20 protein-coding genes are annotated in these 24,163 nt (G+C 34.5%); 12 read left to right on the top strand and 8 right to left on the bottom strand.

All coding sequences use genetic code 11. The features are described 5' to 3' along the window. The first annotated feature begins 19 nt into the window (after positions 1 to 19). Complete coding sequence (locus LBP67_01525) at positions 20 to 3,229, top strand: efflux RND transporter permease subunit (GenBank protein ID MDR2083661.1); 3,210 nt, start codon at positions 20 to 22, stop codon at positions 3,227 to 3,229. 153 nt (positions 3,230 to 3,382) lie between these two features. Continuing rightward, the gene (locus tag LBP67_01520) at positions 3,383 to 3,676 is read left to right on the top strand and encodes a hypothetical protein (GenBank protein ID MDR2083660.1); all 294 of its coding nucleotides are present in this window, start codon (positions 3,383 to 3,385) and stop codon (positions 3,674 to 3,676) included. A gap of 216 nt (positions 3,677 to 3,892) precedes the next feature. On the opposite strand, the gene LBP67_01515 is transcribed toward LBP67_01520, so the two are convergent. The 3 genes from LBP67_01515 to mutS are packed head-to-tail and all read right to left on the bottom strand — an operon-like array spanning position 3,893 to position 10,303. Continuing rightward, positions 3,893 to 5,695 (bottom strand): DUF3857 domain-containing protein, encoded by a 1,803-nt coding sequence (locus LBP67_01515; protein MDR2083659.1) that lies wholly within the window; start codon positions 5,693 to 5,695, stop codon positions 3,893 to 3,895. Between the two features lie 30 nt (positions 5,696 to 5,725). Next, on the bottom strand, positions 5,726 to 7,672 hold the full coding sequence (locus LBP67_01510) for a DUF3857 and transglutaminase domain-containing protein (GenBank protein ID MDR2083658.1): 1,947 nt from the start codon (positions 7,670 to 7,672) through the stop codon (positions 5,726 to 5,728). A 3-nt stretch (positions 7,673 to 7,675) separates the two neighbouring features. Beyond that, the gene (mutS, locus tag LBP67_01505; GenBank protein ID MDR2083657.1) at positions 7,676 to 10,303 is read right to left on the bottom strand and encodes a DNA mismatch repair protein MutS; all 2,628 of its coding nucleotides are present in this window, start codon (positions 10,301 to 10,303) and stop codon (positions 7,676 to 7,678) included. A 103-nt stretch (positions 10,304 to 10,406) separates the two neighbouring features. Between mutS and LBP67_01500 the strand changes: the two genes are divergently transcribed. Continuing rightward, a complete protein-coding gene (locus LBP67_01500; GenBank protein ID MDR2083656.1) occupies positions 10,407 to 10,619 on the top strand; it encodes a TIGR00366 family protein in 213 nt (70 codons plus the stop codon). 207 nt (positions 10,620 to 10,826) lie between these two features. On the opposite strand, the gene purB is transcribed toward LBP67_01500, so the two are convergent. From purB to LBP67_01485, 3 genes are read right to left on the bottom strand one after another with little or no spacing between them, the layout of a single operon-like run. After that, a complete protein-coding gene (purB, locus tag LBP67_01495; GenBank protein MDR2083655.1) occupies positions 10,827 to 12,194 on the bottom strand; it encodes an adenylosuccinate lyase in 1,368 nt (455 codons plus the stop codon). A gap of 4 nt (positions 12,195 to 12,198) precedes the next feature. Beyond that, the gene (locus LBP67_01490) at positions 12,199 to 12,780 is read right to left on the bottom strand and encodes a threonylcarbamoyl-AMP synthase (GenBank protein ID MDR2083654.1); all 582 of its coding nucleotides are present in this window, start codon (positions 12,778 to 12,780) and stop codon (positions 12,199 to 12,201) included. 3 nt (positions 12,781 to 12,783) lie between these two features. Beyond that, the gene (locus tag LBP67_01485; protein ID MDR2083653.1) at positions 12,784 to 13,596 is read right to left on the bottom strand and encodes a 2,3,4,5-tetrahydropyridine-2,6-dicarboxylate N-succinyltransferase; all 813 of its coding nucleotides are present in this window, start codon (positions 13,594 to 13,596) and stop codon (positions 12,784 to 12,786) included. Between the two features lie 50 nt (positions 13,597 to 13,646). Here LBP67_01485 and ruvX point away from each other — a divergent pair, with 50 nt between their 5' ends. Further along, positions 13,647 to 14,057 carry a Holliday junction resolvase RuvX gene (gene ruvX, locus LBP67_01480; protein MDR2083652.1) on the top strand — a complete coding sequence of 137 codons (411 nt, stop codon included), beginning with the start codon at positions 13,647 to 13,649 and terminating at the stop codon, positions 14,055 to 14,057. Then, positions 14,054 to 14,611, top strand: coding sequence for a peptide deformylase (gene def / locus LBP67_01475; protein ID MDR2083651.1), 558 nt, complete (start codon positions 14,054 to 14,056; stop codon positions 14,609 to 14,611). Before ruvX ends, def begins: the two co-directional genes overlap by 4 nt. A gap of 71 nt (positions 14,612 to 14,682) precedes the next feature. Here the strand turns inward: def and cdaA are convergent, their stop codons facing one another. Beyond that, the gene (gene cdaA, locus LBP67_01470; GenBank protein MDR2083650.1) at positions 14,683 to 15,474 is read right to left on the bottom strand and encodes a diadenylate cyclase CdaA; all 792 of its coding nucleotides are present in this window, start codon (positions 15,472 to 15,474) and stop codon (positions 14,683 to 14,685) included. A gap of 418 nt (positions 15,475 to 15,892) precedes the next feature. Between cdaA and LBP67_01465 the strand changes: the two genes are divergently transcribed. The 3 genes from LBP67_01465 to LBP67_01455 all read left to right on the top strand — a co-directional run bounded on the left by LBP67_01465 (position 15,893) and on the right by LBP67_01455 (position 19,413). Further along, entirely contained in the window at positions 15,893 to 16,903 is a 1,011-nt protein-coding gene (locus LBP67_01465; protein ID MDR2083649.1) for a T9SS type A sorting domain-containing protein, read from the top strand. A gap of 10 nt (positions 16,904 to 16,913) precedes the next feature. After that, a complete protein-coding gene (locus LBP67_01460; GenBank protein MDR2083648.1) occupies positions 16,914 to 18,236 on the top strand; it encodes a T9SS type A sorting domain-containing protein in 1,323 nt (440 codons plus the stop codon). A 94-nt stretch (positions 18,237 to 18,330) separates the two neighbouring features. Continuing rightward, a complete protein-coding gene (locus tag LBP67_01455) occupies positions 18,331 to 19,413 on the top strand; it encodes a family 16 glycosylhydrolase (GenBank protein MDR2083647.1) in 1,083 nt (360 codons plus the stop codon). Between the two features lie 34 nt (positions 19,414 to 19,447). Here the strand turns inward: LBP67_01455 and folP are convergent, their stop codons facing one another. Beyond that, the gene (folP, locus tag LBP67_01450) at positions 19,448 to 20,227 is read right to left on the bottom strand and encodes a dihydropteroate synthase (GenBank protein ID MDR2083646.1); all 780 of its coding nucleotides are present in this window, start codon (positions 20,225 to 20,227) and stop codon (positions 19,448 to 19,450) included. Positions 20,228 to 20,329: 102 nt separating this feature from the next. On the opposite strand from folP, the gene LBP67_01445 reads away from it, so the two are divergent. The 4 genes from LBP67_01445 to tpiA all read left to right on the top strand — a co-directional run bounded on the left by LBP67_01445 (position 20,330) and on the right by tpiA (position 24,152). Beyond that, entirely contained in the window at positions 20,330 to 20,869 is a 540-nt protein-coding gene (locus LBP67_01445) for a DUF1599 domain-containing protein (protein MDR2083645.1), read from the top strand. 79 nt (positions 20,870 to 20,948) lie between these two features. After that, complete coding sequence (locus tag LBP67_01440; protein MDR2083644.1) at positions 20,949 to 22,226, top strand: hypothetical protein; 1,278 nt, start codon at positions 20,949 to 20,951, stop codon at positions 22,224 to 22,226. Positions 22,227 to 22,240: 14 nt separating this feature from the next. Further along, positions 22,241 to 23,326: an ABC transporter permease gene (locus LBP67_01435; GenBank protein ID MDR2083643.1), complete on the top strand. Its 1,086-nt coding sequence runs from the start codon at positions 22,241 to 22,243 to the stop codon at positions 23,324 to 23,326. Positions 23,327 to 23,390: 64 nt separating this feature from the next. After that, a complete protein-coding gene (gene tpiA / locus LBP67_01430; protein MDR2083642.1) occupies positions 23,391 to 24,152 on the top strand; it encodes a triose-phosphate isomerase in 762 nt (253 codons plus the stop codon). Positions 24,153 to 24,163: the final 11 nt, after the last annotated feature.

Below are 24,163 nucleotides of genomic sequence, written 5' to 3'. Positions count from 1 at the left end.
TGTATTAAAGAAATAAGCGATGAGTATATATAAAACAGCTATTAATAAACCGATTACCACAGCTTTGATCTTTGTGGCGGTTGTTATTCTGGGTGTCTTTAGTTTACAAAGATTACCCATAGATCAATACCCTGAAATGGAGCCGCCGTATGTGTCGGTTATGACTGTTTACGCCGGCGCTAACGGAAGTGAAATTGAAACTAATGTCACACGTTTGTTGGAAAATTCATTGAACTCTGTTGACGGATTGAAAGAAATCTATTCAACTTCTATGGATAATATGTCGGTGGTAATGTTAGAATTTAACTGGGGAACAAATCTGGATGAGTCGATAAATGATGTGCGGTCGGCTATAGATATGGTGTATGAATCTTTACCGGACGATTGTAACAGGCCGACAATCTACAAGTTCAATTCGAGTATGATGCCCATTATGCAGTATGCAATTACGGCAGATGAAAGCTATGTGGGATTGGAAAAAATATTAGACGATCAGGTTGTTAATGTTCTTAATCGTATCGATGGCATCGGAAGTCTCTCTATTTCAGGAGCTCCAAGTAGATACGTTTATGTTGAATTAGACCCGAACAGAATTAATTCATATAACCTTAGTCTTGAAGCCGTAGGCCAAGCTATTGCATCCAGCAATCTTAACCTTGCATCCGGTTCGGTAAAAATGGGTAACGAACAATACCAGTTGCGCGTTCAAGGAGAATTTGTTGAAAGTAGTGAAATAAATGATATTGTTGTTACTACAACTTATGATGGAAAACAAATTTTTGTTCGCGACTTGGCAATAGTGAGAGATACAATCAAAGATTTATCTCTGGAAGAAAAGATTAATGGAATGGATGGTGTTCGTATGATTGTTATGAAACAATCCGGCGCCAACTCTGTTCAGGTTTGTAAGGATGTTGTTAGTGAATTGGAAAAAATTATACCGACATTACCTCCTGATATTGAGATAGATTTGATTTATGATTCTTCGGAATATATTTCAAACGCGATAAATGGCCTCACGGAATCAATTATGTACGCCTTACTTTTTGTTGTGTTAGTCGTATTATTCTTCTTGGGTAAATGGCGAGCCACAATTATCATTGGTGTAACAATTCCGATTTCTTTGGTTGTCGCATTCATTTATCTGCTCTTTGTCGATAGTTCCCTGAATATTATATCATTATGTTCGTTGACGATCGCCATTGGTATGGTTGTGGATGATGCCATTGTTGTATTGGAAAATATCACACGGCATATTGAACGGGGAGCAAGTCCTCGAGAGGCGGCGATTTACGCTACTAATGAAGTCTGGGTATCGGTTATCGCAACTACACTCGTAATTGTTGCCGTATTTGTTCCTTTGACAATGTTGGGCGGACAAATGGGAGTTATCTTTAAAGAAATGGGTTGGATTGTAACTATTGTTGTTTGTACTTCAACTGTTGTAGCTATTACTCTTACCCCGATGCTTTCTTCAAAATTACTGAAATCTAAAAAAGCTAATGAAGAAAGAAAAGCTAAACGTAAAAAACAACCGCGTTTTACTTACGAAAATACTGTGGTTCGTTTCTTGGATAAAGTGGATGTTTTCTATGCAAAAGCATTGAGAGTGTGTATGAAGCACAGGTATATTACCCTGTCTGTAGCAGTAATATTGTTTGTGGTTTCATTAATTCCTTTAATTAACGGCAGAATAGGTTTCGACTTTATGCCGCAGGAAGATAACGGACGTTTTTCTGTTTATGTTGAATTACAACGTGGTACCCGAGTTGAAGAAACTGCAAAGATAGCTCGTAGTATTGAGGAAAAAATTATGGTACTTGTTCCTGAAACTCAACTTATTTCAACTACAGCAGGTTCAAGCGATGAAGCAAGTATCTCAAGTTTGTTCTCTCAATCGTCAAGTAATACTATTAATATGACGGTGCGTACTTCGAAAAAATACGAAAGAGAGCGTACAATTTTTGAAATCTCTGAAGTTGTTCGTCAAGAGTTGGAATCAATGCCCGAAGTAATAAAATACCAAGTTTCCACATCAGGTGGCATGGGTGGTTCCAACACAGTCGATGTTCAAATCTTCGGATATGATTTCGATAAAACCAATGCTCTTGCCCTCGAAATAGAACAAAAACTTAAAGATGTTAAGGGTGCACGTGATATTAAGATAAGTAGGGAAGAAGACCGTGCGGAATTGCAAATAAATTTCGATAAAGAAAAATTAGCTCTTCACGGACTTACGACTGCAACTGCGGCTACTTATGTTCGTAATCGTGTTAACGGAATGACTGTCGGATATTTGAAAGAAGATGGCGAGGAATATGATATTGTAGTTCGCCTTGAAGAGGATTACAGAAATTCTATTACCGATATCGAAGAATTAACTTTGATGACTCCTACCGGCCAGATGATAAAGTTGAAAGAACTTGCCACTATTGAAGAATATTGGGCTCCTCCCAAAATTGAACGTCAACGCCGTGAACGTATTGTAACGGTATCGGCCACACCTGTTAATGTTGCTTTGAGTGAGCTTGTTCCTGAAATTCAGAAAATTGTTGACACGCTTGATGTCCCTCCGGGAATTGTGATAAATATCGGCGGATCATACGAAGATCAACAAGATACATTCGGCGATCTAACTACATTGTTCTTACTCATTGTGATGTTGGTTTATGTTGTTATGGCGTCTCAATTCGAATCCTTCTCAAAACCGCTCATATTGATGTCATCCGTACTCTTTGCAATCACAGGTGTTGTGGCAGCTTTACTGATTACCAATACCACTTTAGATATGATTGGAGCGTTAGGTATCATCTTGCTTGTAGGTATTGTCGTCAAGAATGGTATAGTGCTGGTTGACTATATCAACTTGATGAGAGATAGAGGCTACGAAATGAGAGAAGCAATCGCACTTTCTGGACAATCCCGTCTGCGCCCCGTATTAATGACGGCTGTTACAACCATTTTAGGTATGCTTCCTATGGCATTAAGTACCAGTGAAGGTTCCGAAATATGGGTACCGTTGGGTATTGTCGTAATCGGCGGTTTAACAGTTTCAACTATAGTAACATTAATAGTTGTTCCTGTACTTTATTCATTCTTGTCGAGAAAAGGTGAACGTAATAAATCCGAAAAGTTGCGTAAAACTTTCGTATTCATGGATCAATCTGACGAGACTAACGGAGCTTTGAAAATTGAGGGCGGAAAGTCGGATAATGATCATAAAATTTAATAATTGATAGAGAATTAAGCCGAATAAACTTATAAAACGGATAAAGCCGGTAACATGGTAGATGGTAATCTCAAAAACCTTTTATCGGCTTTATCCTTAAATTAATAAATTAGTTATTCACCTTATATTAAATAATAATAACAAATATAAAAAATGAAAGCAGTATTTATAGTATTTAACCAAGCTAATACCGAACGTGTTGAATACATGTTGGATCAATTAGAAATAAGAGGGTTTACTTTTTTGGAAGATGTTCAGGGTAGGGGAACATATACGGGAGAACCTCGCCGCGGTACCCATACTTGGCCGGAAATGAATTCCGCAGTTTTAACAGTTATTGATACCGATAAGGTTGAGGAACTGCTCAAGAATGTACGTAAACTTGACAATAGAAACAAGGAAGTAGGAGTACGTGCTTTTGTTTGGAACGTTGAAGCTACTGTGTAGAAGCGAGAAAGCAGAAGAATAAAAGTCAAAAAACAAACGTCATCCGCTGTAGAAGTTTATAATTCGATTACAAAAATAAAAAAGTAAAATAATCGAAAACTAACTATGATAATCCGATGATTAGAGGAAATGAAAACATCATTCTCTATCCTAAGGATAAAATATTACTTAAGTTTATTGTTTTGTAATGATGTATTAATCGTTAAATTTCTTACATCACTTAACAATAAACTTTTTGTATGTTTCATTATTCCATAAAATCATCATCTCTCTGAAATCACTATAATCGTTCAACTTAATACGATCTTCATTGATTACAATGCTTCTTTCAATTTCAATAATGTTTTTATTGGCAGTAATTTTGATGATGACTTTTCCGAACGATTTATCAATAATTTTTTCAACATTTTTTCCAATATATTGATGTCCTGCCGGTAATGTGATTTTATATTTGTAAGTTTCATTAGTCTTTCCGCAAATAACTTCAGTTTTACGTTCAGTATTCAAATACGAAGGATTAATATTAATTCCATATTTAGTTTCCGGAATTTCAAAGGAATAATATCCTGCTTTCATATCGGTAACTGAAATATTATCGGCTTCTAAATCCATTGAAATTTTTTGTTCGCTTAACTTAATATTGCTTGTTTCGCCTTTGATATTCATTACAATATCATTAGCTTTCGCGGAGTCTTTAATTATTGAAAATACAGGAAGTTTTGACGAAGTAACACCTAAACTCAAATTCCCCCCGGCCTTTCCGTCAAGTGCAATATTGATATTTCCAGTGACAGATATTTCAGTTGGAATTTTTTCGCTGTTAGTTGCTCTGAAAGTCTCTACGGTTGCGCTGATGAAATACATAGAATATTCGGGAAATTCAATATCCATCGAAACGTTACTTTTTCTTACCGGCGAAATGATAAGAGGTTTGCCGTCGTTTATCACTCTTACGCCCCAATGTGAAATAACATCCAGACATCCGATTTCATTGCTGTGCATTCTCGGTTTTGTGAAAGTAACGGGTATGGCTTCAAAGCCCGCAGTATTTAACATACACGCCAGCATTACCGCTTTTTCGGCTTCATTACCGCATCTTGATTGCCAAACGGTTGCGGGTGTAGCAAGTTGATAATTATTGTATTTCAAGCTGAAATTATTGTATCTAATATAATCAATAACATAATCTCTTATTGATAAGATATTCTCTAGATTGCTTTTTTCCGTGCTAACTATTTCGGCAATTGCGGTTTTACTCTCGGGAAGATCTGTCGTTTTTAAAGATTCCTGATTCACTAAACTGAAATACGCATTTGTCATATCTTTAAATGTCGAAATAATAAGAACAGGATACAATTCCTCATAAGCCGGCATGTAAGATTCCGAAATTGTTTGTCCCAAATTTCCGACATTCCAATGATAAGTTTTATAATCCCCTTCTTTATTTATAGTAGCTCCTAATCTTAAATTTAGCATTCTTTCTTTTAATTCGATGTTTTGAGCAACCTTAACAAAGACGTCATAATTTTTTACAGGAGCATACTCTACAAAATTTATTATTTCCATAAAATTTGTAATAAATTCGGGTTTGGTATGAATTGTATAATCCAAAACTATAGTTGCATTATATTCAAGTGCCGTATGAGTTACAACCATTTCTTTCATATTGTTATAACGCGCACAATCCGTACAACCGGAAGGCAGAACTTCATTGAAAGCATTCTCAGGAGTTCTAACAATACTGCCGTCTTTTCGGATAGTATAGGATTCGTTTATTTTTAATGTTTGAAATTCAGGATTGTAAACTATAAATGTTTCTCCGAAATCCCTGAAGAATGATCGGTTGGAAATCAATTCTAATTCTTTTCTGTATGTAAAATCCACACTTCCGTCTTCATTAATAACATATTCTCTTTTGATATTATGAAAAATAGCATCCGATTTTGTATCTTGTGCGAATGCGCAAAAAGATGTTATGCTTAAAATGCTTATTATTAATATTTTATTTAATGTTTGCATGGTCTTTGTTTTAAAAAATGATTAATGAAATTATTTGATTAGAATAATAGCCTGATTTGCATAACCGTTCTGAGCATCAACTAAATCTTTAAACGGAATCCATTCTTCAGCTTCGTAGATTCGTTTACCTAAGCTTGCAGTTTGGTTGAAATTTAATTTTCTCTTTTTGAGATCATATTTTCCTGAATAATTGATGTATTCTGATGTAACGCTTTTTTCCTCAGGAAGATATGCGGTTTTTGAATGTTTTGGGAGAGTTATTTCCTCGTTGATAACAATAAGTCTTGAACATCTGTCTCTGAAAGCGTATTCTCTTTTTTCTACTGATGTGTCAAAATTCAAATGTGCCATAGCCCTTTTGAAAACCTGTTTTGCCGAAAAAGGAATAAAAATAATTTCTTTATCTGTTACCGTTGCGTAATTTGGAATTTTTATCTTGTAGGTAATTTCAACAGGTTGTTCCAGATATTTCTCGCTATCCGTATGAATTACGGAAATTATTTCGGCTCTGGGATCAATGCGAAGTATTTCGGATTCAACATTGTTTTTCCATTCGCTGTATCTTGATGAGAAAATTCCTCGTACTGCTGCATCGGATTGGCCTTCCGCAGTGATATGTAAATCGCAAATTAAAGTTCCGTCGGCTTCAATTTCAGATATAGCTGTCATATAAACATAATGATTTTCAGGAGCCGAAATAGGAGTTTCCATCAAATCGGCACCTTCAGGTAATCCGATGAGATAATTTTGTTGTTGCTCGGCACTCGACCATAATTCACGAATATTAGGCACCCAAGTAGGGTCAAGTAATTCAAACTCACCGTTACGTCGTTTTACAATACTGACGCTGTGGTTGAACTGATCGGCAGGAATTCTGTCGATTCTTTCGCCAGCCATTGTCATGGCAGCATAAGATTCGAAGCCGGCAGCACGCAACATCGCAATCAATAAACTTGCCTTATCCTTGCAAACGCCGCATCTGTCGGTAAAATTCATCTCCGCATTATGGAGAGTATATCCTTCGCCCGGTCCCATGGAAATTCCGGAATAACGCATATTATCAGCAACCCAATGAGTTAAAATACTGATGGAATCGGTTTCATTTTTTGCCGGAACCAGCAAATCATTTACAAAAGCTTTTAATTCGGGAGTAGGATCAAAGCTTCCGTAATCTTCATTTACATTGTAAAACCAACGGGATTTTGCTTCCCAATCTTCACTTGTTGAAAGCAGTAACTTAGCTTCAATATCACTTTTGGCAACCGTTGCTGGAGGAAGTTTTTTCGGTTTAATATCATTCATACCGAATACATAAATCTTCCTTAAATTATCATTAGGGTCGTCATGAGATTTTATATCCAATTCTCCGTTATACGCTTTATATTGTAAGAATTTTGATTTCAGAATATTTAATTCGTAAACTTTACTTAAAATAGGTTGAGAGCTCCAGAACGGTACAATATCATAATAATTTCCGCGCATCGGAGGAATATATTTATCATTATCATCCATTAAAAGTGCGTAAGTATAACCTTTCTTGAATGATTTTACTTCCACTGCATCACCCGGTTCTAGATAACCGACTTCAATCATCTTCTGACTTGCACCCCAGTAAATCATTCTTGCCGGCGCAATATAGTCGAGAACAGGATTGGTAATAGTTTCAACATTTCCGTTCTTTCTATAAACCTTAACTTCATTGATTTCCACGTAGGCGGAAAGCGGATCATAATCCACTTTTATCACGCTGAATTCTCTTGCACCTTTATTGTCAAGAATCTTAGTAAGATAATGAGTGTGGTAATAACTCAATCCGGTTTCTTCCATATAAACCGAAGTACTGTCGAAAACAGTTACATAATTGGCGCCGGAATGGTCTTTTGAAGTTCCGGCATCTTCAATCATTTTCTTATAGTCCTGTGAAAAACAGGTTAGTGAAAATAAACAAATTAGCAAAGAAATGATAAATCTATTCATGTTTTACAGTTTAATTATTAATTTTTTTATTTCGTTCAGTTTTAAAAGCGCTTCAATAGGTGTGAGCGAATTAATATCTGTGTTTAAAATTTCATCCCGTATTTGAATCAGAAGAGGGTCTTCCATTTGGATTAAACTTATTTGCAGCGGATTAACGGAAGGATTACCTTTCTTATCATCTTTTTTCGATAATTCTTTTCGTTGCGATTGCTCAAGTTGTTTGAGAATCTCATTTGCTCTGCGAAGGACAACAGGCGGCATTCCGGCCATTCTTGCCACATGAATACCGAAACTATGTTCCGTACCGCCTTTGGCAAGTTTTCTTAAAAAGATAACCTTATTATCGGTTTCACGAACGGTAACATGATAATTCTTAATTCTTTTCTTCGAATTAGCCATTTCATTAAGTTCGTGATAATGGGTAGCAAACATAACTTTAGCCCTTGATGTGGAATGGTCGTGAAGAAATTCACTTATTGCCCAAGCAATTGAAATACCGTCATAAGTGCTTGTTCCTCTTCCTATTTCATCCAACAGAATAAGGCATCGATTCGAAATATTATTCAATATACTCGCAGTTTCATTCATTTCCACCATAAAAGTAGATTCTCCAGAAGTAATATTATCAGAAGCTCCGACACGGGTGAAAATCTTATCTACAATTCCTAAAGTAACAGATTTTGCCGGCACAAATGAACCCATTTGTGCCAAAAGCACTATGAGAGCGGTTTGCCTAAGCAAAGCCGATTTACCCGACATATTCGGGCCGGTGATCATCATAATCTGTTGAATGTCATTGTCTAAATAAACATCATTAGGAATGTAGCTTTCTCCTGCGGGCATTTGTTGTTCGATTACAGGATGTCTTCCGCCTAAAATATTAATTTCGAAACTATCGGTAAAAACAGGTCTGGTGTAATTATTTTTAATTGCCGTTGTTGCCAAACTTTGCAAACAATCCAAAGTTGCAGCAATTGAGCCGTTTCTTTGAAAAGCTTTGATATATTGCAAAAGCTCGTCAATTAATTCTTCGTAAATAGAAAGTTCCAAACTGGAAATTTGCCCTTCGGCCGATAAAATCTTTGATTCGAGTTCTTTCAATTCTTGAGTAACGTATCTTTCGGCGTTAACCAAAGTTTGTTTTCTGTGCCATTCGGCAGGAACTTTATCTTTGTGAGTGTTTGTAACTTCAATATAGTATCCGAAAACATTGTTAAAACTGATTTTCAGGGAAGGAATTCCTGTATTTTCGATTTCCCTTTTTTGAATATTCATCAGGTAATCTTTTCCTGAAAAAGCCAGATCTCGACATTCGTCAAGATTATCATTAACTCCGTCATTGATAACACCGCATTTTTGTATCATAACGGGCGGATCTTCCTTGATGATTTTGGTGATGGAATCAATGGCGTTTTTGCACTCGTCGATTCCGCTTACAATTTGTTTAATATCCTTGGATTCCGATTCTTCGCAGAGTTTTTTGATGTTGCCGAGTGCTTTGAGAGCATTTTTAAGATGAATCATTTCACGCGGATTAATTCTTCTTGTGGCAATCTTACCCGTAATACGTTCAATATCACCGATAATTTTTATCTCTTTTCTTAATGATTCCAATAAATTACGATTGCCTATCAAATGTTCTACGATGTTTAGACGATAATTTATTGCGTCTATATTTTTCAGCGGCATTATATGCCATTTGCGCAGCATACGGCTTCCCGTAGGGGAAACAGTATTATCAATTACTCCGAATAATGTTTTTGCATTACTATTATTGCCGGAGATAAGTTCCAAATTTCGAATAGTAAATTTATCAAGCCAAACATAATCGTCTTCATCCAAACGTGAAACCGAAGTAATATGTTCGGTTTTATCATGACAAGTTTCAAAAAGATAATGAAGAATACCGCCGCCGGCTATGATTGCCTCTTCCATATCTTCGATACCGAAACCTTTGAGAGAAAGCGTATGGAATTGTTTTGTCAGTGTTTCGAAACCGAATTCTTTAGTGAAAACCCAATCATCGAAAGTAGCTACATAATAATTTCCGCTTTGACCGAAATGTTCGTTGAAGAAAGCTTTATATCGTTTCTGAATAATTATTTCATTAGGTTTGAATCCTTGCAGAACTTTATCTATATAATCCGTATTTCCTTGAGATACATAAAATTCGCCGGTAGAAATATCAAGCAAAGCGATTCCGTGTATATTATTTGTGAAATGAATACATGCGAGAAAATTATTTTCTTTTTGGTCGAAGGTTTTATCATTATAAGAGACTCCGGGAGTAACCAGCTCAGTAACACCGCGTTTTACTATTTTTGTGGCTTGTTTCGGGTCTTCCAGTTGATCGCAGATAGCTACTCGATAACCGGCTTTTACAAGTTTCGGCAAATAAGTATCAAGCGCATGATGAGGAAATCCGGCTAACTCCACCGAACTTGCCGATCCGTTTGCACGGCGCGTAAGTACGATACCTAAAGTTTCGGAGCTGATAATTGCATCATCGCCGAAAGTTTCGTAAAAATCGCCTACTCGAAAAAGCAATAAAGCGTCGGGATACTTAGCTTTAATAGAATAATATTGCTTCATTAATGGTGTCTCAACGTATTTCTTCTCTTTCTCTGACATGTGCTTTTTTCATTTAACTTACAAAGATAGTAAATTAATTTTGTATCTTCGCGCCATGTTTAATAAATTTATAAACGCTTGTTTTGCAATTGTTTAGAGGTGTATTCCCGACCCGTTTATCTTTTGTATTGTCTTAACAGTCCTTGTTTTTATAATGGCAATAACATTGACAAAACAGGGTCGGTTGGAAATGATTTCATATTGGGGAGATGGCTTATGGTCTTTGCCGGCGTTTTCAATGCAAATGGCTTTAGTATCGGTTTCAGGAAATGCTATGGTATTATCTTTTCCGATGCAAAAACTCTTAAAAAATTAGCTTTGATACCGAAAACAGCAATATCTGCAATTGTTTTTGTAAGCTTGGTTTCTGTGTAGTAGATCTTATTGTCTAAGGAATAATATTTCCATAGTTTTTTAATCTTCGGATTAATAGTTTAAGCGCAAATTATGCGGAAATATTTTTTGAAGCTCTAAAGTTATTTATTTGTTTTTTGATATTGAATAACCCTAACTTGAACATAATTTATATTTCTTCCGCATATCCTACGTAATTCATAGGTGCTATTTCCATTAATTCCTTCTTAACTTCATCGGAAATATTTAATGTCGAAATAAACTCATGCAGATCTTCTTTGCTTACCTTAGTATTTTTGCGCGTAAGGGTTTTTAAAGCATTGTAAGGATCGGGATAAGATTCTCTTCTCAAGATAGTTTGAATGGCTTCGGCAACTATCGCCCAATTGCTTTCTAAATCTTGTGAAATTTTTTCAACATTTACCAGAACTTTACCGAAACCTTTCATTAAAGACTTATATGCAATCAACGAATAAGCAAGAGGTAAACCTAAATTACGCGTTACAGTTGAGTCGGTTAAATCTCTTTGCATGCGTGATACTGGTAGTTTTTCTGCAAAGTGTGAAAATAATGTGTTTGCCAAACCGATGTTTCCTTCGGAATTTTCGAAGTCAATCGGATTAACTTTGTGCGGCATTGCAGAAGAGCCTACTTCATCTTTTTTGATGGTCTGCTTGAAGTATTCCATTGAAATATACGACCACATATCTCTGTTAAGATCCAACAGAATTGTATTTATGCGCATAATATTTTGACAATATGCCGAAAGCATATCGTAATGCTCAATCTGTGTTGTTGTTGTCTGTCTGTTTATTTCGAGGTAAGTTTCCAAAAAGAATTTGGCGAATTTTCTCCAGTCGAACATAGGATAAGCAATTTTGTGGGCATTTAGATTTCCGGTAGCGCCGCCAAACTTTCCCCAAAATTCGATTTGTTTTAAAAGTTCTATTTGTTCTGTAATTCTTTCGTAGAAAACATAAATTTCTTTGCCTAAAGTTGTCGGAGAAGCGGGTTGCCCGTGTGTATGTGCCAGCATTGGAATATTTTTCCATTCCTCAGAAAGTTGAAATAATTTGTCCGAAATCAATTCGAGTTCCGGCAAAATAACTTCGTTGTGGGCATCTTTTAGCATCATCGGAATTGCAGTATTATTAATATCCTGAGAAGTTAATCCGAAATGAATAAATTCTTTGTATTCCGCAACTCCGAGTTCGTCAAAACTGTCGCGAAGAAAATATTCAACGGCCTTAACATCATGGTTTGTAACATCTTCGATTCTTTTGACTTTTTCCGCAGCATCAACATCGAAAGATTCGTAAATGTTTCTCAATTTAGCAAATTTCTTTTCGGGAAATTCTTCTAACTGAGGCAGCGGTAATTCGCACAGTGCAATAAAATATTCTATTTCGGTTTTTAACCGATATTTTATCAATGCGTATTCCGAAAAATATTTTCTTAAAACCGATGTTTTATCGGCGTATCTACCGTCTATCGGTGAGATAGCTGTTAATGATGTTAAATGATAGTTTTCCGTCATGTTGTTATGATCTTATGATTTCAAGTTCACCGTCTTTATTAAATTTTACAATTGTCGAAGGTTTAATTTCGAAATGTTCTTCCATGCTTCTGCTTACGACATAATCGACCTCCCTAAAAATTATTTCCTGAATATCATTGTAAGTCAGCGGAGTAGGATGTCCGGAAATATTTGCGGAAGTAGAAACTATTGGTTTCCCGAACAAATTGATGAGCTTTTTGCAGAATGTTTGCTTAACAACTCTGATTGCAACGGAACCATCTTCGGCAATAACATTGTATGGAAGATTTTTTGCTTTAGGATAAATTATTGAAACCGGATTTCTTACGCTGTTAATCAGATCTATAGCAATAGGCGGAATATTTTCGACATAGTCGAAAAGTTTCATTTCATCATCAATTAAAATTATCGGACTTTTGTCTTCGGGTCTTCTTTTTATTTTGTAAATTTTTTCCACAGCCTTACTATTCGTTGCATCGCAACCGATTCCCCAGATTGTATCTGTAGGATATAAAATTGTGCCGCCTTTGCGCAAAACATCAACGCATTCGGCAACTATATTCTTAAAATTGTCGTCGATTATCATAAACTAAACTTCTTCCGTCTTTCTTAAAGCATCATTCAGAGAGGTTTTTTTGTCGGTACTCTCATTTCTTTTACCGATAATGTAAGCACAAGCTATTTCATATTCTCCTGCAGGAAATGTTTTTTTGCGGGTTCCGGGAATAACAACGGATCTCGGCGGTACGTAACCTTTGTAAATTATTTCTTTATCTCCGCTAACATCAATAACTTGTGTTGATGAAGTGATTACCGTATTCGCGCCTATCACGACTTCTTTGTCGATAAATGCTCCTTCTACAATAATACTTCGCGAACCGATAAAGCAATCGTCTTCAATTATAACCGGATTGGCTTGTAAAGGTTCAAGTACGCCGCCTATTCCGACTCCGCCGCTGAGGTGAACGTTTTTTCCTATTTGGGCACAAGAACCAACCGTAGCCCATGTGTCGACCATAGTACCGGAATCAACATAAGCGCCGATGTTAACATAACTCGGCATTAAAATTACATTAGGAGCAATGTATGAACCGTATCTTGTAACTGTCGGAGGAACAGCGCGGACATTTAATTCATCGTAATTGCTTTTAACAGGAATCTTATCGTAGAAAACCAAATCTCCGGCTCCCGATTTTTTCAATTCGGCAATAGAAAAATATAGAAGTATAGCTTTCTTTAACCATTCATTTGTCGTCCACTTGCCGTCTATCTTCTCACAGACGCGTAATTTCCCTTCGTTTAATAATCTAATGCATTCAAAGACCACAGCTTTGTATTCCTGTGAATTAGCCTTAGAACGGTCATTCCAAAAGGTTTCGATTTTGATTATTAACTCTTGCATAGAAAAATTTTACAAAAGTAAGAAAAAATCAGTACCTTTGCAAAAAGTTTATGGGAAGATTATTTGCTATTGATTACGGCAAAAAAAGAGTCGGTATTGCAGTCAGTGACGAGTTGAAAATTATTGCAACTGCATTGACGACGGTTAGCAGTAACGATATATTCAATTTTATTGAGGATTATATGAAAGATAATCAGATAGATGCCTTTATCGTTGGCTATGCTGTAGATATGTCGGGCAAAGAATCGCAATCAATGCAATATATTACCCCTTTTATTAATAGATTAAAAAAAATATATCCGAAAATACCTATACATCAGGTTGATGAAAGATTTACATCAAAAATGGCACAAGAAGCTATTTTGATGTCCGGCGCAAAAAAATCTAAAAGACAAGATAAAAGTCTTGTTGATAGAGTTAGTGCGACAATTATTTTACAAACTTATATGCAAACGTTATGATATTACCGATAGTGGCATTAGGACATCCTGTTTTAAAGAAAACGGCGCAGGAAATAGATAAAGATTATCCTGATTTACATGTTTTAATCGATAATATGTTCGAAACCATGTATAATGCGGAAGGTGTCGGATTGGCTGCACCGCAGATAAATAAATCCATAAGAATATTTGTTGTTGATGCTTCTCCGTATGAGAAACATTTTCCTGAAGTAAAAGATTTTAAGAGAGCTTTTATTAATCCGCAAATTATTGAAGAAGAAGGCGAAGAATGGTATTTTAATGAAGGATGCTTGAGTTTGCCTGATATTCATGAAGATGTTGCGAGAAAGAGCAGGGTTCTTTTACGATACGCGGATGAGAATTTTGAAGAAAAAGAAGAGTGGTTTGACGGCGTAATAGCGAGAATTATTCAGCACGAATATGACCATCTTGAAGGAATAGTTTTTACTGACAGATTAAGTAATATGACTAAACTCTTCTTAAGAAAGAAACTTAATGATATTAGGAGCGGAAATATTAATTGTGATTATAAGATGAAGTTCGGAAATAGCTAATAATTAAATATTTTCAAATATATAAATTATTATCTGCTTTTTGAAATTTTACTTACCCATGGAACTCAAAGCTATTCTTCTATCATAAACAACTCATTAATATTCTTCGAGAGTTCCTTAGGAGAAATATTGTCAAATACACGGCCTTCTATGCTTAGGGAAACCGTTCCTCTTTGTTCGGAAACTATTATTGCTACGGCGTCGGTTTGTTCCGTGAGACCAATTGCTGACCTGTGCCTTAGTCCGTATTCGCTTGGTAAGTCAACATTCTTGGATACCGGAAGAATGCATGCGGCGGCGATAATTTTGTTTTTCGTAATAACTATAGCGCCATCGTGTAAAGGAGAGTTTTTGTAAAACAAATTTTCCAATAATCTTAAGGATAAATCCGCATCGAGTTTCTCTCCCGTATTTACAATATTTAATAAATTGTTTTCGCGTGTGATGATAATTATAGCGCCGGTTCTACTTTGAGCTAAACGATAAGAAGAACGGACAATAATATCGTAATCGAGAGTATCTTTTTTTCCAAACCGGTTGAAAATTTTCATTCTTCCTTTCTGTCTGTCGCCTATAGGCTTTCCTATCATTAATAAGAAAGTTCGTATTTCGGGTTGAAAAACAACAATAAGTGCGATAAATCCTACTGAAATAAAGGCTCCGAGAATTTCGCTAAGCATTTTCATTTGAAATACTTCCACAATCTTCCATAAAATAAAAATTGCGATAATTCCGAAAAAAATATTTATTGCTGCTGTTCCTTTGAGCAATCTGTATAAAGCGTATAATAAGAATGCAACTAAAATAATGTCAATAACATCAACTATACGAAAGGCGATGTAACATAAATTTAGTAAAATCATAATTTATAAATTTCGGCAAAGATAGAGAATTAATTAGTAATGGAGAATTGAGAATGGAAAATTAATAGTTTATTGTTAATTGATAATGGTTTGGAATTAATAAATTTGTTCAAAGGGTTAAACATTTTGCGGTTTTTTATGTGATAGCCAACAATATATGTTGTTAACATTATTTAACAAAAAAAACATTAAATACTCAAAAAATCGTAATAAATTTGAAACATTAAAGAATCTAATTATTGAACAATAAAAATATCAGCATTGAAAAGGCATCGCTGATTATTAAACCTAAAGCACGTAGTTTTTTGAATTATATTGACAGATTGGTGTAAATTTGTGGTAGAAATGTATAATTTCTTTTGTAAAATATCATATATATTTGCGAAAATTATTTTTATTAACACTAAACTATTTTATTATGAAAAATGATTTTTACCTTTCAGTTATTTTAATCTCTATTTCCATTTTATTTGCTTATCCATTAAAGTCTCAAATAAAAATACATGATGATCAGCACATAAGCTTAATGAGTTTAACTAAAAGTGGTGGAATACAAATACAACCGAGCGGGTATACTTATTTCTCTCCGCAATTATACAATGCTTGGGCATGGATGAATTTAACATATGCAAAACACCAACACTCAAAATCATATATCGTTCAAATGATAAATGATACAATACATACATTTTGTGTCTTGGGAAATGGAGGAGTATATTACACAAATCTCCTTGCCTTTTCAAATCGAACAGGCTCAGAAAGTAAGAGCGAAATTGAAAATGCTTCTGAAATTATCTCAAAATTAAATGGTAGGTACTTTGCACAAAACAGCACACTAATTAACTATGATTCATTATACAAAGACTTAACTGAGAATAAATATGTATCAAAAGATGCCATTGAAGGACTAATTACAGATTATTCGAAAAAAGAAATCGGATTAATTGCCGGTGATATTGAAAAAGTATTGCCGGATGCAATACGAACTTTCTCTGACGGAAGAAAAGCAATAGATTATAATGCAATAATTGTTGTTTTAGTTGAAGCTTTTAAAGAGCAACAAGAAGAAATAAATTACTTGAGGAGACTTATTGAAAAATCAGATGGAGATGCTGTGATAAAATCTGAAAACATTGACGATAATTCTATAAATCAAATTAGTTACGCAAAATCAATATTGCACCAAAACACCCCTAATCCGTTTAACACTTCAACTAATATAGATTATGAAATTAATGAAGATATTAAAACAAATGCCGCATTAAACATCTATAATCTGCAAGGTACATTATTAAAGTCATATCCGGTTTCTCAAGGAAAGGGTTCTATTCAAATTTCTGCGAATGAATATTCTGCAGGAATGTATTTATATTCTTTAATTGTAAACAATAAAGAAATTGATACAAAGAAAATGATATTAACAAAATAATCAAATAATCATGAAAAATTTCACAATACTTTCAACATTCTTGCTCTTTTCATTCAAAATCTTTTCTCAAGAAACCGTTGTATATATACAGGCTTTATTTGAAGGGAGTCCCCAGTATTTAGACTCAATATTAGTTGAAGATTTAACGACTAAAACAAATGTAATGTTAACGGATTTAGATATTAATACAACAAATTATGAGATTAATCTGAGCCAATTATCTGGTATCGAATGTTACGATAATGCAATTACCTTAGAAATAAATATTCCAGGTTTTACAAGGTTAAATATTGATTCTGAAAACTATGGGAAAGTGTCTTTACAAATATTTGATATTAACGGAAAATCGGTAATAAAAGAAAAAAGTATTTCATTTGCTAATACTATAGATATAACTATAGGTAAAAAGGGCATTTATATTTTGCGATTACAAACCGCAAAAGAAGTCTTTTTATACAAATTATTAGGCGAACAAAACACCGGCAAGATAGATGTTGTTGCTTATGATAATTATCGTGCTGATATTTTAAAGTCCAAAGAAGAACTATTAACCTTAAATTACAAAGAAGGAGATACGGTTAGACTAACGGTTTTTGCAACCGATTTCCATGGTAATCTTGTAGAGAAAATTCCAGAAAACGGCGACAGCTATATAACATATTTAAGTAAACCTTGCGATTGCGGAACGGTAACAGATTATGAAGGTAATATATATGAGACGGTACAAATTGGAAATCAATGTTGGATGAGGCAAAATTTGAGATCATGGAGATATGCGAATGGAATTACTGCCGGAGATATACCGTATATTCAATATTCATGTACAACTCATCCTTTAAATTATGGCGTTGTTGACAATGGTTTATCTTACCTATGGGGTATTGTAAGTGAGCGTATAGTTGTTTCAGATACTATACCTGATATTATTCAAGGAATATGTCCCAATGGATGGCACGTTCCGAGTGATGATGAATGGATTGAGTTGGAAAGATACTTAGGAATAAGTGAAGAAGAATTATATTTTGATGGTGGCAGAGGTACTAATCAAGCATCTATGATAAAAGAACCCGGCACCTTACATTGGATTAGTTATGATTACAATAAAGAATCAACAAATGCTATAGGATTTCTTATTTTAGGATGTAATATACATGAAGTAGATAATGTTCAAGCCTTTTGGACATCCACTATAGACCATTTTGTAAATTCTCATGGTAATGAGGAACCTTGGCCTATTTTTCGTATTATACATGCGGATGATAATAAGATGTATAGAGGAAATAGTATTGCTGCAATTGTTAGATGTGTTAGGTGTATAAAAAATAACTTTTAAATGATGCAAGATGAAAATAAACTATAACAAAATAGCAGTAGTCATATTTTTAGGGTTTACAAGCTCGCTATTATTTTGCCAGAGTTATTGTTCAATGGCGAATGTTAAGAATTATAAATATGAAACCTTTCCTGAAGATATAATTCCGCTGACATCTGGATGGATAAAGAGCGATAAATATAGTGATGAGTTTAATAGTTTTGATAATACAAAATGGAGAAAAATGAATGATTTTGCTCATTCAATGTCTCCATATGCTGCTTTTAAATATTATAATGTTGATATAAATGACGGATATCTTGAGTTATCTATTAAACAAGAAGATCCACCACTTTGGTTAGGTATTTGGTATGATACTGTAAATAGGATAAATTATTATTACTCAAGTGGTTATGGTGAGATGATTGATGCTATCCGCTATGGTTATCTTGAGATTAGTTGTTATCTTCCAAATAGTGAGATTTTGCGACCATGTTTCTGGCTCTGGGGTAGTAATGGACTTGAATATGATGAGATAGACGTTTTTGAAAGACCGGGAACTATTGTAGATAATAAAATTGATCAGAACTTTAATCATAATTTAAATAAACCTAGTCAGTCACATGTTTGGCAAAGTTTGGAATACGACAGAAATATGTTTGGTATTTGGGCTACATTTGCAGTAGAATGGCTACCAAATGAGATAACCTTTTTTATTAATGGTAACATTACAAGTAGAATAGTTCATACAGATAATGAAGGTATGATATCTAATAATAATATTTTTACTTGCGTAGATATTGATAATGCGATTAGACAGAAAATTCAATTAAGTTACTCATTGGTAGATACTATTACGGACTTATCTTTACTAAATGAAACATTTAAAGTTGATTATGTACGTAGCTACAAACTCAAAGAAGGTTTTAATTATGAGTATTGGCCCATGTCATTCAGTATGTCTGATCCGCATATTTTTAAAGTCCATAAAAAGTTAAGACTTGGTGGAACAGGGCATACCGCTAATATCAATACGTCAGAAAACATAACTTTATGGGCTAAAGAGGAAATAGTTTTTGAGCAAGGATTTGAAGTTTCTGCTAATACTAAATTTACTGTCAGAGTTATAGAAACAGACCCCGAATTGTTTATAGAAGAAGGGTCGGCTATTATTCCTGATATTCCGCCGGAATATTAAATAATAGCATTAAAAAGTTAATAATCGGGTCTATTTAACTCTCAACTAATTTCCTAACTTCTACAGCTTCTTTTACGTCATGAACTCTTAGAATATTAGCGCCGTTTAATAGTGCAATTGTATTTAAAACGGTTGTCCCGTTTAATGCTTCTTCGGGAGTAATATTGAGAGGTTTGTAAATCATGGATTTTCGAGATAATCCGGCAAGTATAGGAAATTCTAATTCCTTAAACTTAGAAAGTCTTTTTAGAACAAGATAATTTTCTTCAATTGTTTTGCTGAAACCAAATCCGGGATCAATAATTATTTTCTCAATGCCGGTTAATTTTAATTTTGCAATCTTTTCTTTGAAATATTCTTTCATATCAACAATAATATCATTGTAGATATGATTTTCCATCCGTCCTTCTTTATCGCCATAGAAGTGCATTAGTATATATGCTGCCTTATGCTTTGCAACAATATCAAAAAGCTTTTCATCAATGCCGCCGGATATGTCGTTGATTATAGTACATCCTTCATCACAAGATTTACCGGCAATTACCGCACGGAAAGTATCAACTGATATTTCGATTTCGGGAAAATGTTTTTTTACGGATTTAACTGCCGGCATAACGCGTTTTTCTTCCTCATCAACAGTAATTATTGCACTTCCGGGACGTGTTGAAACTCCGCCGATATCAATAATATCCGCACCGTCTGAAATCATCTTATCGACTATCTTCAATAACAAACTTTCGTCATTGTATCTGCTGCCGGAATAAAAAGAGTCGGGAGTTACATTTACAATTCCCATAATCTTACATCTGTCCATAAAAATTATTTTAAGATTCTGGCGTTATCTATTTATAAAAAAAGTATTACCTTTATAAACTTAAATTTTTTAAATTCTTAAAAAAATAAATTTCTGAAAATCATGGCCGTATCTGATACATTGAATAAATATGATGAGATAATAAAATATTGTAGAACGCTTTTTGTTTCAAAAATGAAAGATTATGGCTGCGCCTGGAGAATTTTAAGACCATCATCTCTAACGGATCAAATCTTTATTAAAGCTCATAGAATTCGCTCAATTCAGTGCAAAGGTACACAAAAAGTTGAAGACAATATCCAAAATGAATTCGTAGGTATAATTAATTATTCCTTAATGGCTTTAATTCAACTTGAAAAAGGTTTTACAGAATCTGTGGATGAGAATCAAGATGAAATACTTGCTTTATACGATCATTACGCTGTCAAAACCAAGGCTTTGCTTGAAAATAAGAATCACGATTATGACGAGGCATGGAGGGAAATGAGAGTAAGTTCCATAGTGGATATTATTTTAATGAAATTATTGAGAGTTAAGCAAATAGAAAATAAAAACGGAATAACATTAGTCTCCGAAGGAATAGATGCAAATTACTACGATATAATTCTTTACTCTGTGTTTGCGCTTATTTTATTAGATTAACAAGAGTCGGAAAGTTAGTTGCGGGTTTCAAGCAACAAATTCCTAACAACAAAATTTATATAACCCAAAACCATAAATTATGAAGCAATATAATACTAAACAAAAAGAAATGAACCCGATAATATCAGTATTAATCTTTTTATTGATTATTGCCAGCGCTGTCGGTGTTTATTTTATTAAGGATTATAATCTGAACTTCTTATTGGCATACCTTGTGCCGTTTATTTTGATAATCGCTTTCGGTAAGAAACTTCCTCGCTCATTGGGTGTTGCAGCGAGAATATTAGTAGGATGCCTCTTTATCTTTTCTGGTTTCGTCAAAGGTGTTGATCCTATAGGAACCGCTTATAAAATCGAAGATTACCTTCTGGCATACAATATGCCGCTATGGACTTTGAAATTTTCGACGGTTTTGGCAATTGGCTTAAACCTCGTTGAGTTTCTAACGGGAATCATGCTTCTGTTCAATATCAAATTGAAGTTTACTTTGATTATCACAACATTAATGATGCTCTTCTTTTCAACAACAACTTTGTTGGATGCAACAATGAACTTGGTAAAAGATTGCGGTTGTTTCGGTGAAGCAGTAAAAATGACTGAATGGCAAACGTTTTATAAGAACCTTACTATCGATTTATTCGTTATAACACTGTGGTTTACACGTAAAAAAATCAAACCGACATTCTATCCTAATGCTGAAATAGGAATAGCTTCTGTTTTTGGTGTTTTATTTGTTGGTTTGCAGTCTTACAGTTTGATATTTCTGCCGCCGATAGATTTTCGCGATTGGAAAGTAGGTAATGATATGAAATCCGAAAACCATGTACCTGTAGAGTATAAGGTGAAATATAGAAATAATGCCAGTCACGAAGAATTAACTTTAGATGCTAAGGATATTCCTTTCAGCGATTCTCTTTGGATGGAAAATTGGACATTCGTTGAACAAGTGGTCATAGATAATAATACTCATCCTCACAATCTTGTGCTTTTTTCTATGGATGGCCAGAATGAAACAGTTAATGTTGTCAGCGATATTAATCCGAATATTTATATAGTTTCAACTTATATTGAAAATGTTGATATTAAGAAGTTTGAGAAATTAATGCCGATTATTGATTACTGTCACCAAAAAGGATATAATGTATATTTCTTAACGGCATCCGATTATGATACGTATGAAGAGCTGGCGGATAAACTTCATTTAGATGCTTATTTCTACAATGCTGATGATATTGAGTTAAAAACAATTATACGCTCAAATCCGGGAGTTATTGCTATGGAAAATGGTATTGTAAAGAAAAAATGGTCTATAAACAATGTTCCTACAATAGAAAAATTAGATAAAGTTTTCGAGTAAATACGCACCGTCAGATGCTAAAATTCATATTAAATAGATTGTGGTATGGCATTTTAGTAATGCTCGGAGTTATTGTAATTGTTTTTGCACTCTTCCAAATTTTGCCGGGAGATGCATCTAAAATGTTGGTCGGACAGCGCAGTGATATCAACACCACTGAAGCAATTATTAAAGACCTTGGACTTGATCAACCTAAATACATTCAATTAATAGGATATATTAACGATATGTCGCCGATATCCTTTTATAATTCAAAGGATAATGACTCTTTTTTTTATTTGGATGATACTAAATACACAAAGTATTTCGAGATTGTTACAATCGGAAAAACATCAATTGTGGCTAAAGCACCGTATCTGAAACGTTCTTATCAAGCACAGAGACCTGTCGGAGAAATGATTTTACAGGCTTTCCCGAAAACTCTTGTACTTGCCGTTGTTGCAATGATTATTGCTCTGGTTATTGGTATGTTTTTCGGAATTATTTCGGCAATTTATAAAGATTCGTTTATCGATAAAACAGCTCTGGTGGGTTCGGTCTTCGGAATGTCGTTGCCGTCTTTTTTCTTTGCGATTTTAATCGCCTGGATTTTTGCATTTTTGTTGGGCGATATAACCGGACTCAACATGACGGGAAGTCTTTATACCATTGATGATTTCGGAAATGGTGAAAAATTAAGTTTGGCAAACCTGATCTTACCCTCGATAGCACTTGGAATTCGTCCTCTCGCTGTTATTACCGAATTAACTCGTGCTTCTCTGCTGGATATACTATCAATGGATTACATCAGAACAGCTAAAGCAAAGGGATTATCAAACAGAAGAATAATTTTTAAGCATGCTTTGAAAAACTCTTTAAATCCGATTATTACTTCTTCAACCGGTTGGTTTGCTACAATGCTTGCCGGTTCTGTTTTTGTTGAATATGTTTTCGATTGGAAAGGAATGGGTACAATGATAGTAGATGCTCTTGATAAATATGATATGCCTGTTTTGATGGGAAGTATTGTTTTTATCTCGCTTCTGCTGGTACTTTTGAATATCTTGGCTGATATTCTATACGCTGTTGTGGATCCGAAAGTTAAGTTAATTGAAAAATAGAATAATTAATATTTGAATGAAGAAAATGTAAAAATTCGGAATTCAAAAACTAAAAAATAATATTATGAGAAAAACTATTGTTGCCGGAAATTGGAAAATGAATCTAACATTTACTGAGGCAGAAGATTTACTTTTTGATTTAAATGACCAACTAATTGATACTCCGCCAGACGCGGGTGTTGATGTTATTGTATTTCCGCCGTTCCCATTCTTGGAAATGGCTGCCGATGTTGCTGATGAAGGTAATATTAGATTCGGCGCACAAAACTGTAGCGAGCATGATAAAGGTGCTTACACAGGCGAAGTTAGTGCAGCTATGTTGAAATCGATTGATACTTCTTATGTTCTTGTTGGTCATTCCGAAAGAAGAAAATACTTTTTGGAATCCGACGAAGTACTTTTGAAAAAGATAAAGCAATGTCTTGAATGTGAAATAATTCCTGTATTTTGCTGTGGCGAAAGCTTGGAAGACAGAGAGGCAAATAAACATTTCGATGTTGTGAAAAATCAACTTGAAGAAGTTGTGTTCAAATTGAGCGAACACGAATTTTCAATGATTATTATTGCTTATGAACCGGTATGGGCTATCGGAACAGGAAAAACCGCAACTTCGGAACAGGCACAAGAAATTCACGCTTTTATCAGAAGTCTTATTGCAAAAAAATACTCTGAAAGAATTGCCGAACAAACTCATATTCTTTATGGCGGAAGTTGTAACTCTAAGAATGCTGCGGAACTTTTCGCCTGTGATGATGTTGACGGGGGATTAATCGGCGGCGCTTCCTTAAACAAAGATGAATTTTTGACAATAATATATTTAGCTTAAAAATCGAAATC

The organism is Bacteroidales bacterium (assembly GCA_031276035.1).
Lineage (GTDB): Bacteria > Bacteroidota > Bacteroidia > Bacteroidales > BM520 > RGIG7150.
Note: the sequence above shows the minus strand (reverse complement) of the source record. Positions and strands in the feature narration are given on the sequence as shown.

What these genes read in the sequence shown, in the direction of transcription:
- tpiA (MDR2083642.1), top strand. Translation starts at nt 23,391, where the DNA reads ATGAGAAAAACTATTGTTGCCGGAAATTGGAAAATGAATCTAACATTT.
- LBP67_01525 (MDR2083661.1), top strand. Translation starts at nt 20, where the DNA reads ATGAGTATATATAAAACAGCTATTAATAAACCGATTACCACAGCTTTG.
- cdaA (MDR2083650.1), bottom strand. Translation starts at nt 15,474, where the DNA reads ATGATTTTACTAAATTTATGTTACATCGCCTTTCGTATAGTTGATGTT.
- folP (MDR2083646.1), bottom strand. Translation starts at nt 20,227, where the DNA reads ATGGACAGATGTAAGATTATGGGAATTGTAAATGTAACTCCCGACTCT.
- LBP67_01445 (MDR2083645.1), top strand. Translation starts at nt 20,330, where the DNA reads ATGGCCGTATCTGATACATTGAATAAATATGATGAGATAATAAAATAT.
- def (MDR2083651.1), top strand. Translation starts at nt 14,054, where the DNA reads ATGATATTACCGATAGTGGCATTAGGACATCCTGTTTTAAAGAAAACG.
- LBP67_01490 (MDR2083654.1), bottom strand. Translation starts at nt 12,780, where the DNA reads ATGATAATCGACGACAATTTTAAGAATATAGTTGCCGAATGCGTTGAT.
- LBP67_01485 (MDR2083653.1), bottom strand. Translation starts at nt 13,596, where the DNA reads ATGCAAGAGTTAATAATCAAAATCGAAACCTTTTGGAATGACCGTTCT.
- LBP67_01515 (MDR2083659.1), bottom strand. Translation starts at nt 5,695, where the DNA reads ATGCAAACATTAAATAAAATATTAATAATAAGCATTTTAAGCATAACA.
- LBP67_01460 (MDR2083648.1), top strand. Translation starts at nt 16,914, where the DNA reads ATGAAAAATTTCACAATACTTTCAACATTCTTGCTCTTTTCATTCAAA.
- purB (MDR2083655.1), bottom strand. Translation starts at nt 12,194, where the DNA reads ATGACGGAAAACTATCATTTAACATCATTAACAGCTATCTCACCGATA.
- LBP67_01435 (MDR2083643.1), top strand. Translation starts at nt 22,241, where the DNA reads ATGCTAAAATTCATATTAAATAGATTGTGGTATGGCATTTTAGTAATG.
- LBP67_01520 (MDR2083660.1), top strand. Translation starts at nt 3,383, where the DNA reads ATGAAAGCAGTATTTATAGTATTTAACCAAGCTAATACCGAACGTGTT.
- ruvX (MDR2083652.1), top strand. Translation starts at nt 13,647, where the DNA reads ATGGGAAGATTATTTGCTATTGATTACGGCAAAAAAAGAGTCGGTATT.
- LBP67_01455 (MDR2083647.1), top strand. Translation starts at nt 18,331, where the DNA reads ATGGCGAATGTTAAGAATTATAAATATGAAACCTTTCCTGAAGATATA.
- mutS (MDR2083657.1), bottom strand. Translation starts at nt 10,303, where the DNA reads ATGTCAGAGAAAGAGAAGAAATACGTTGAGACACCATTAATGAAGCAA.
- LBP67_01440 (MDR2083644.1), top strand. Translation starts at nt 20,949, where the DNA reads ATGAAGCAATATAATACTAAACAAAAAGAAATGAACCCGATAATATCA.
- LBP67_01465 (MDR2083649.1), top strand. Translation starts at nt 15,893, where the DNA reads ATGAAAAATGATTTTTACCTTTCAGTTATTTTAATCTCTATTTCCATT.
- LBP67_01510 (MDR2083658.1), bottom strand. Translation starts at nt 7,672, where the DNA reads ATGAATAGATTTATCATTTCTTTGCTAATTTGTTTATTTTCACTAACC.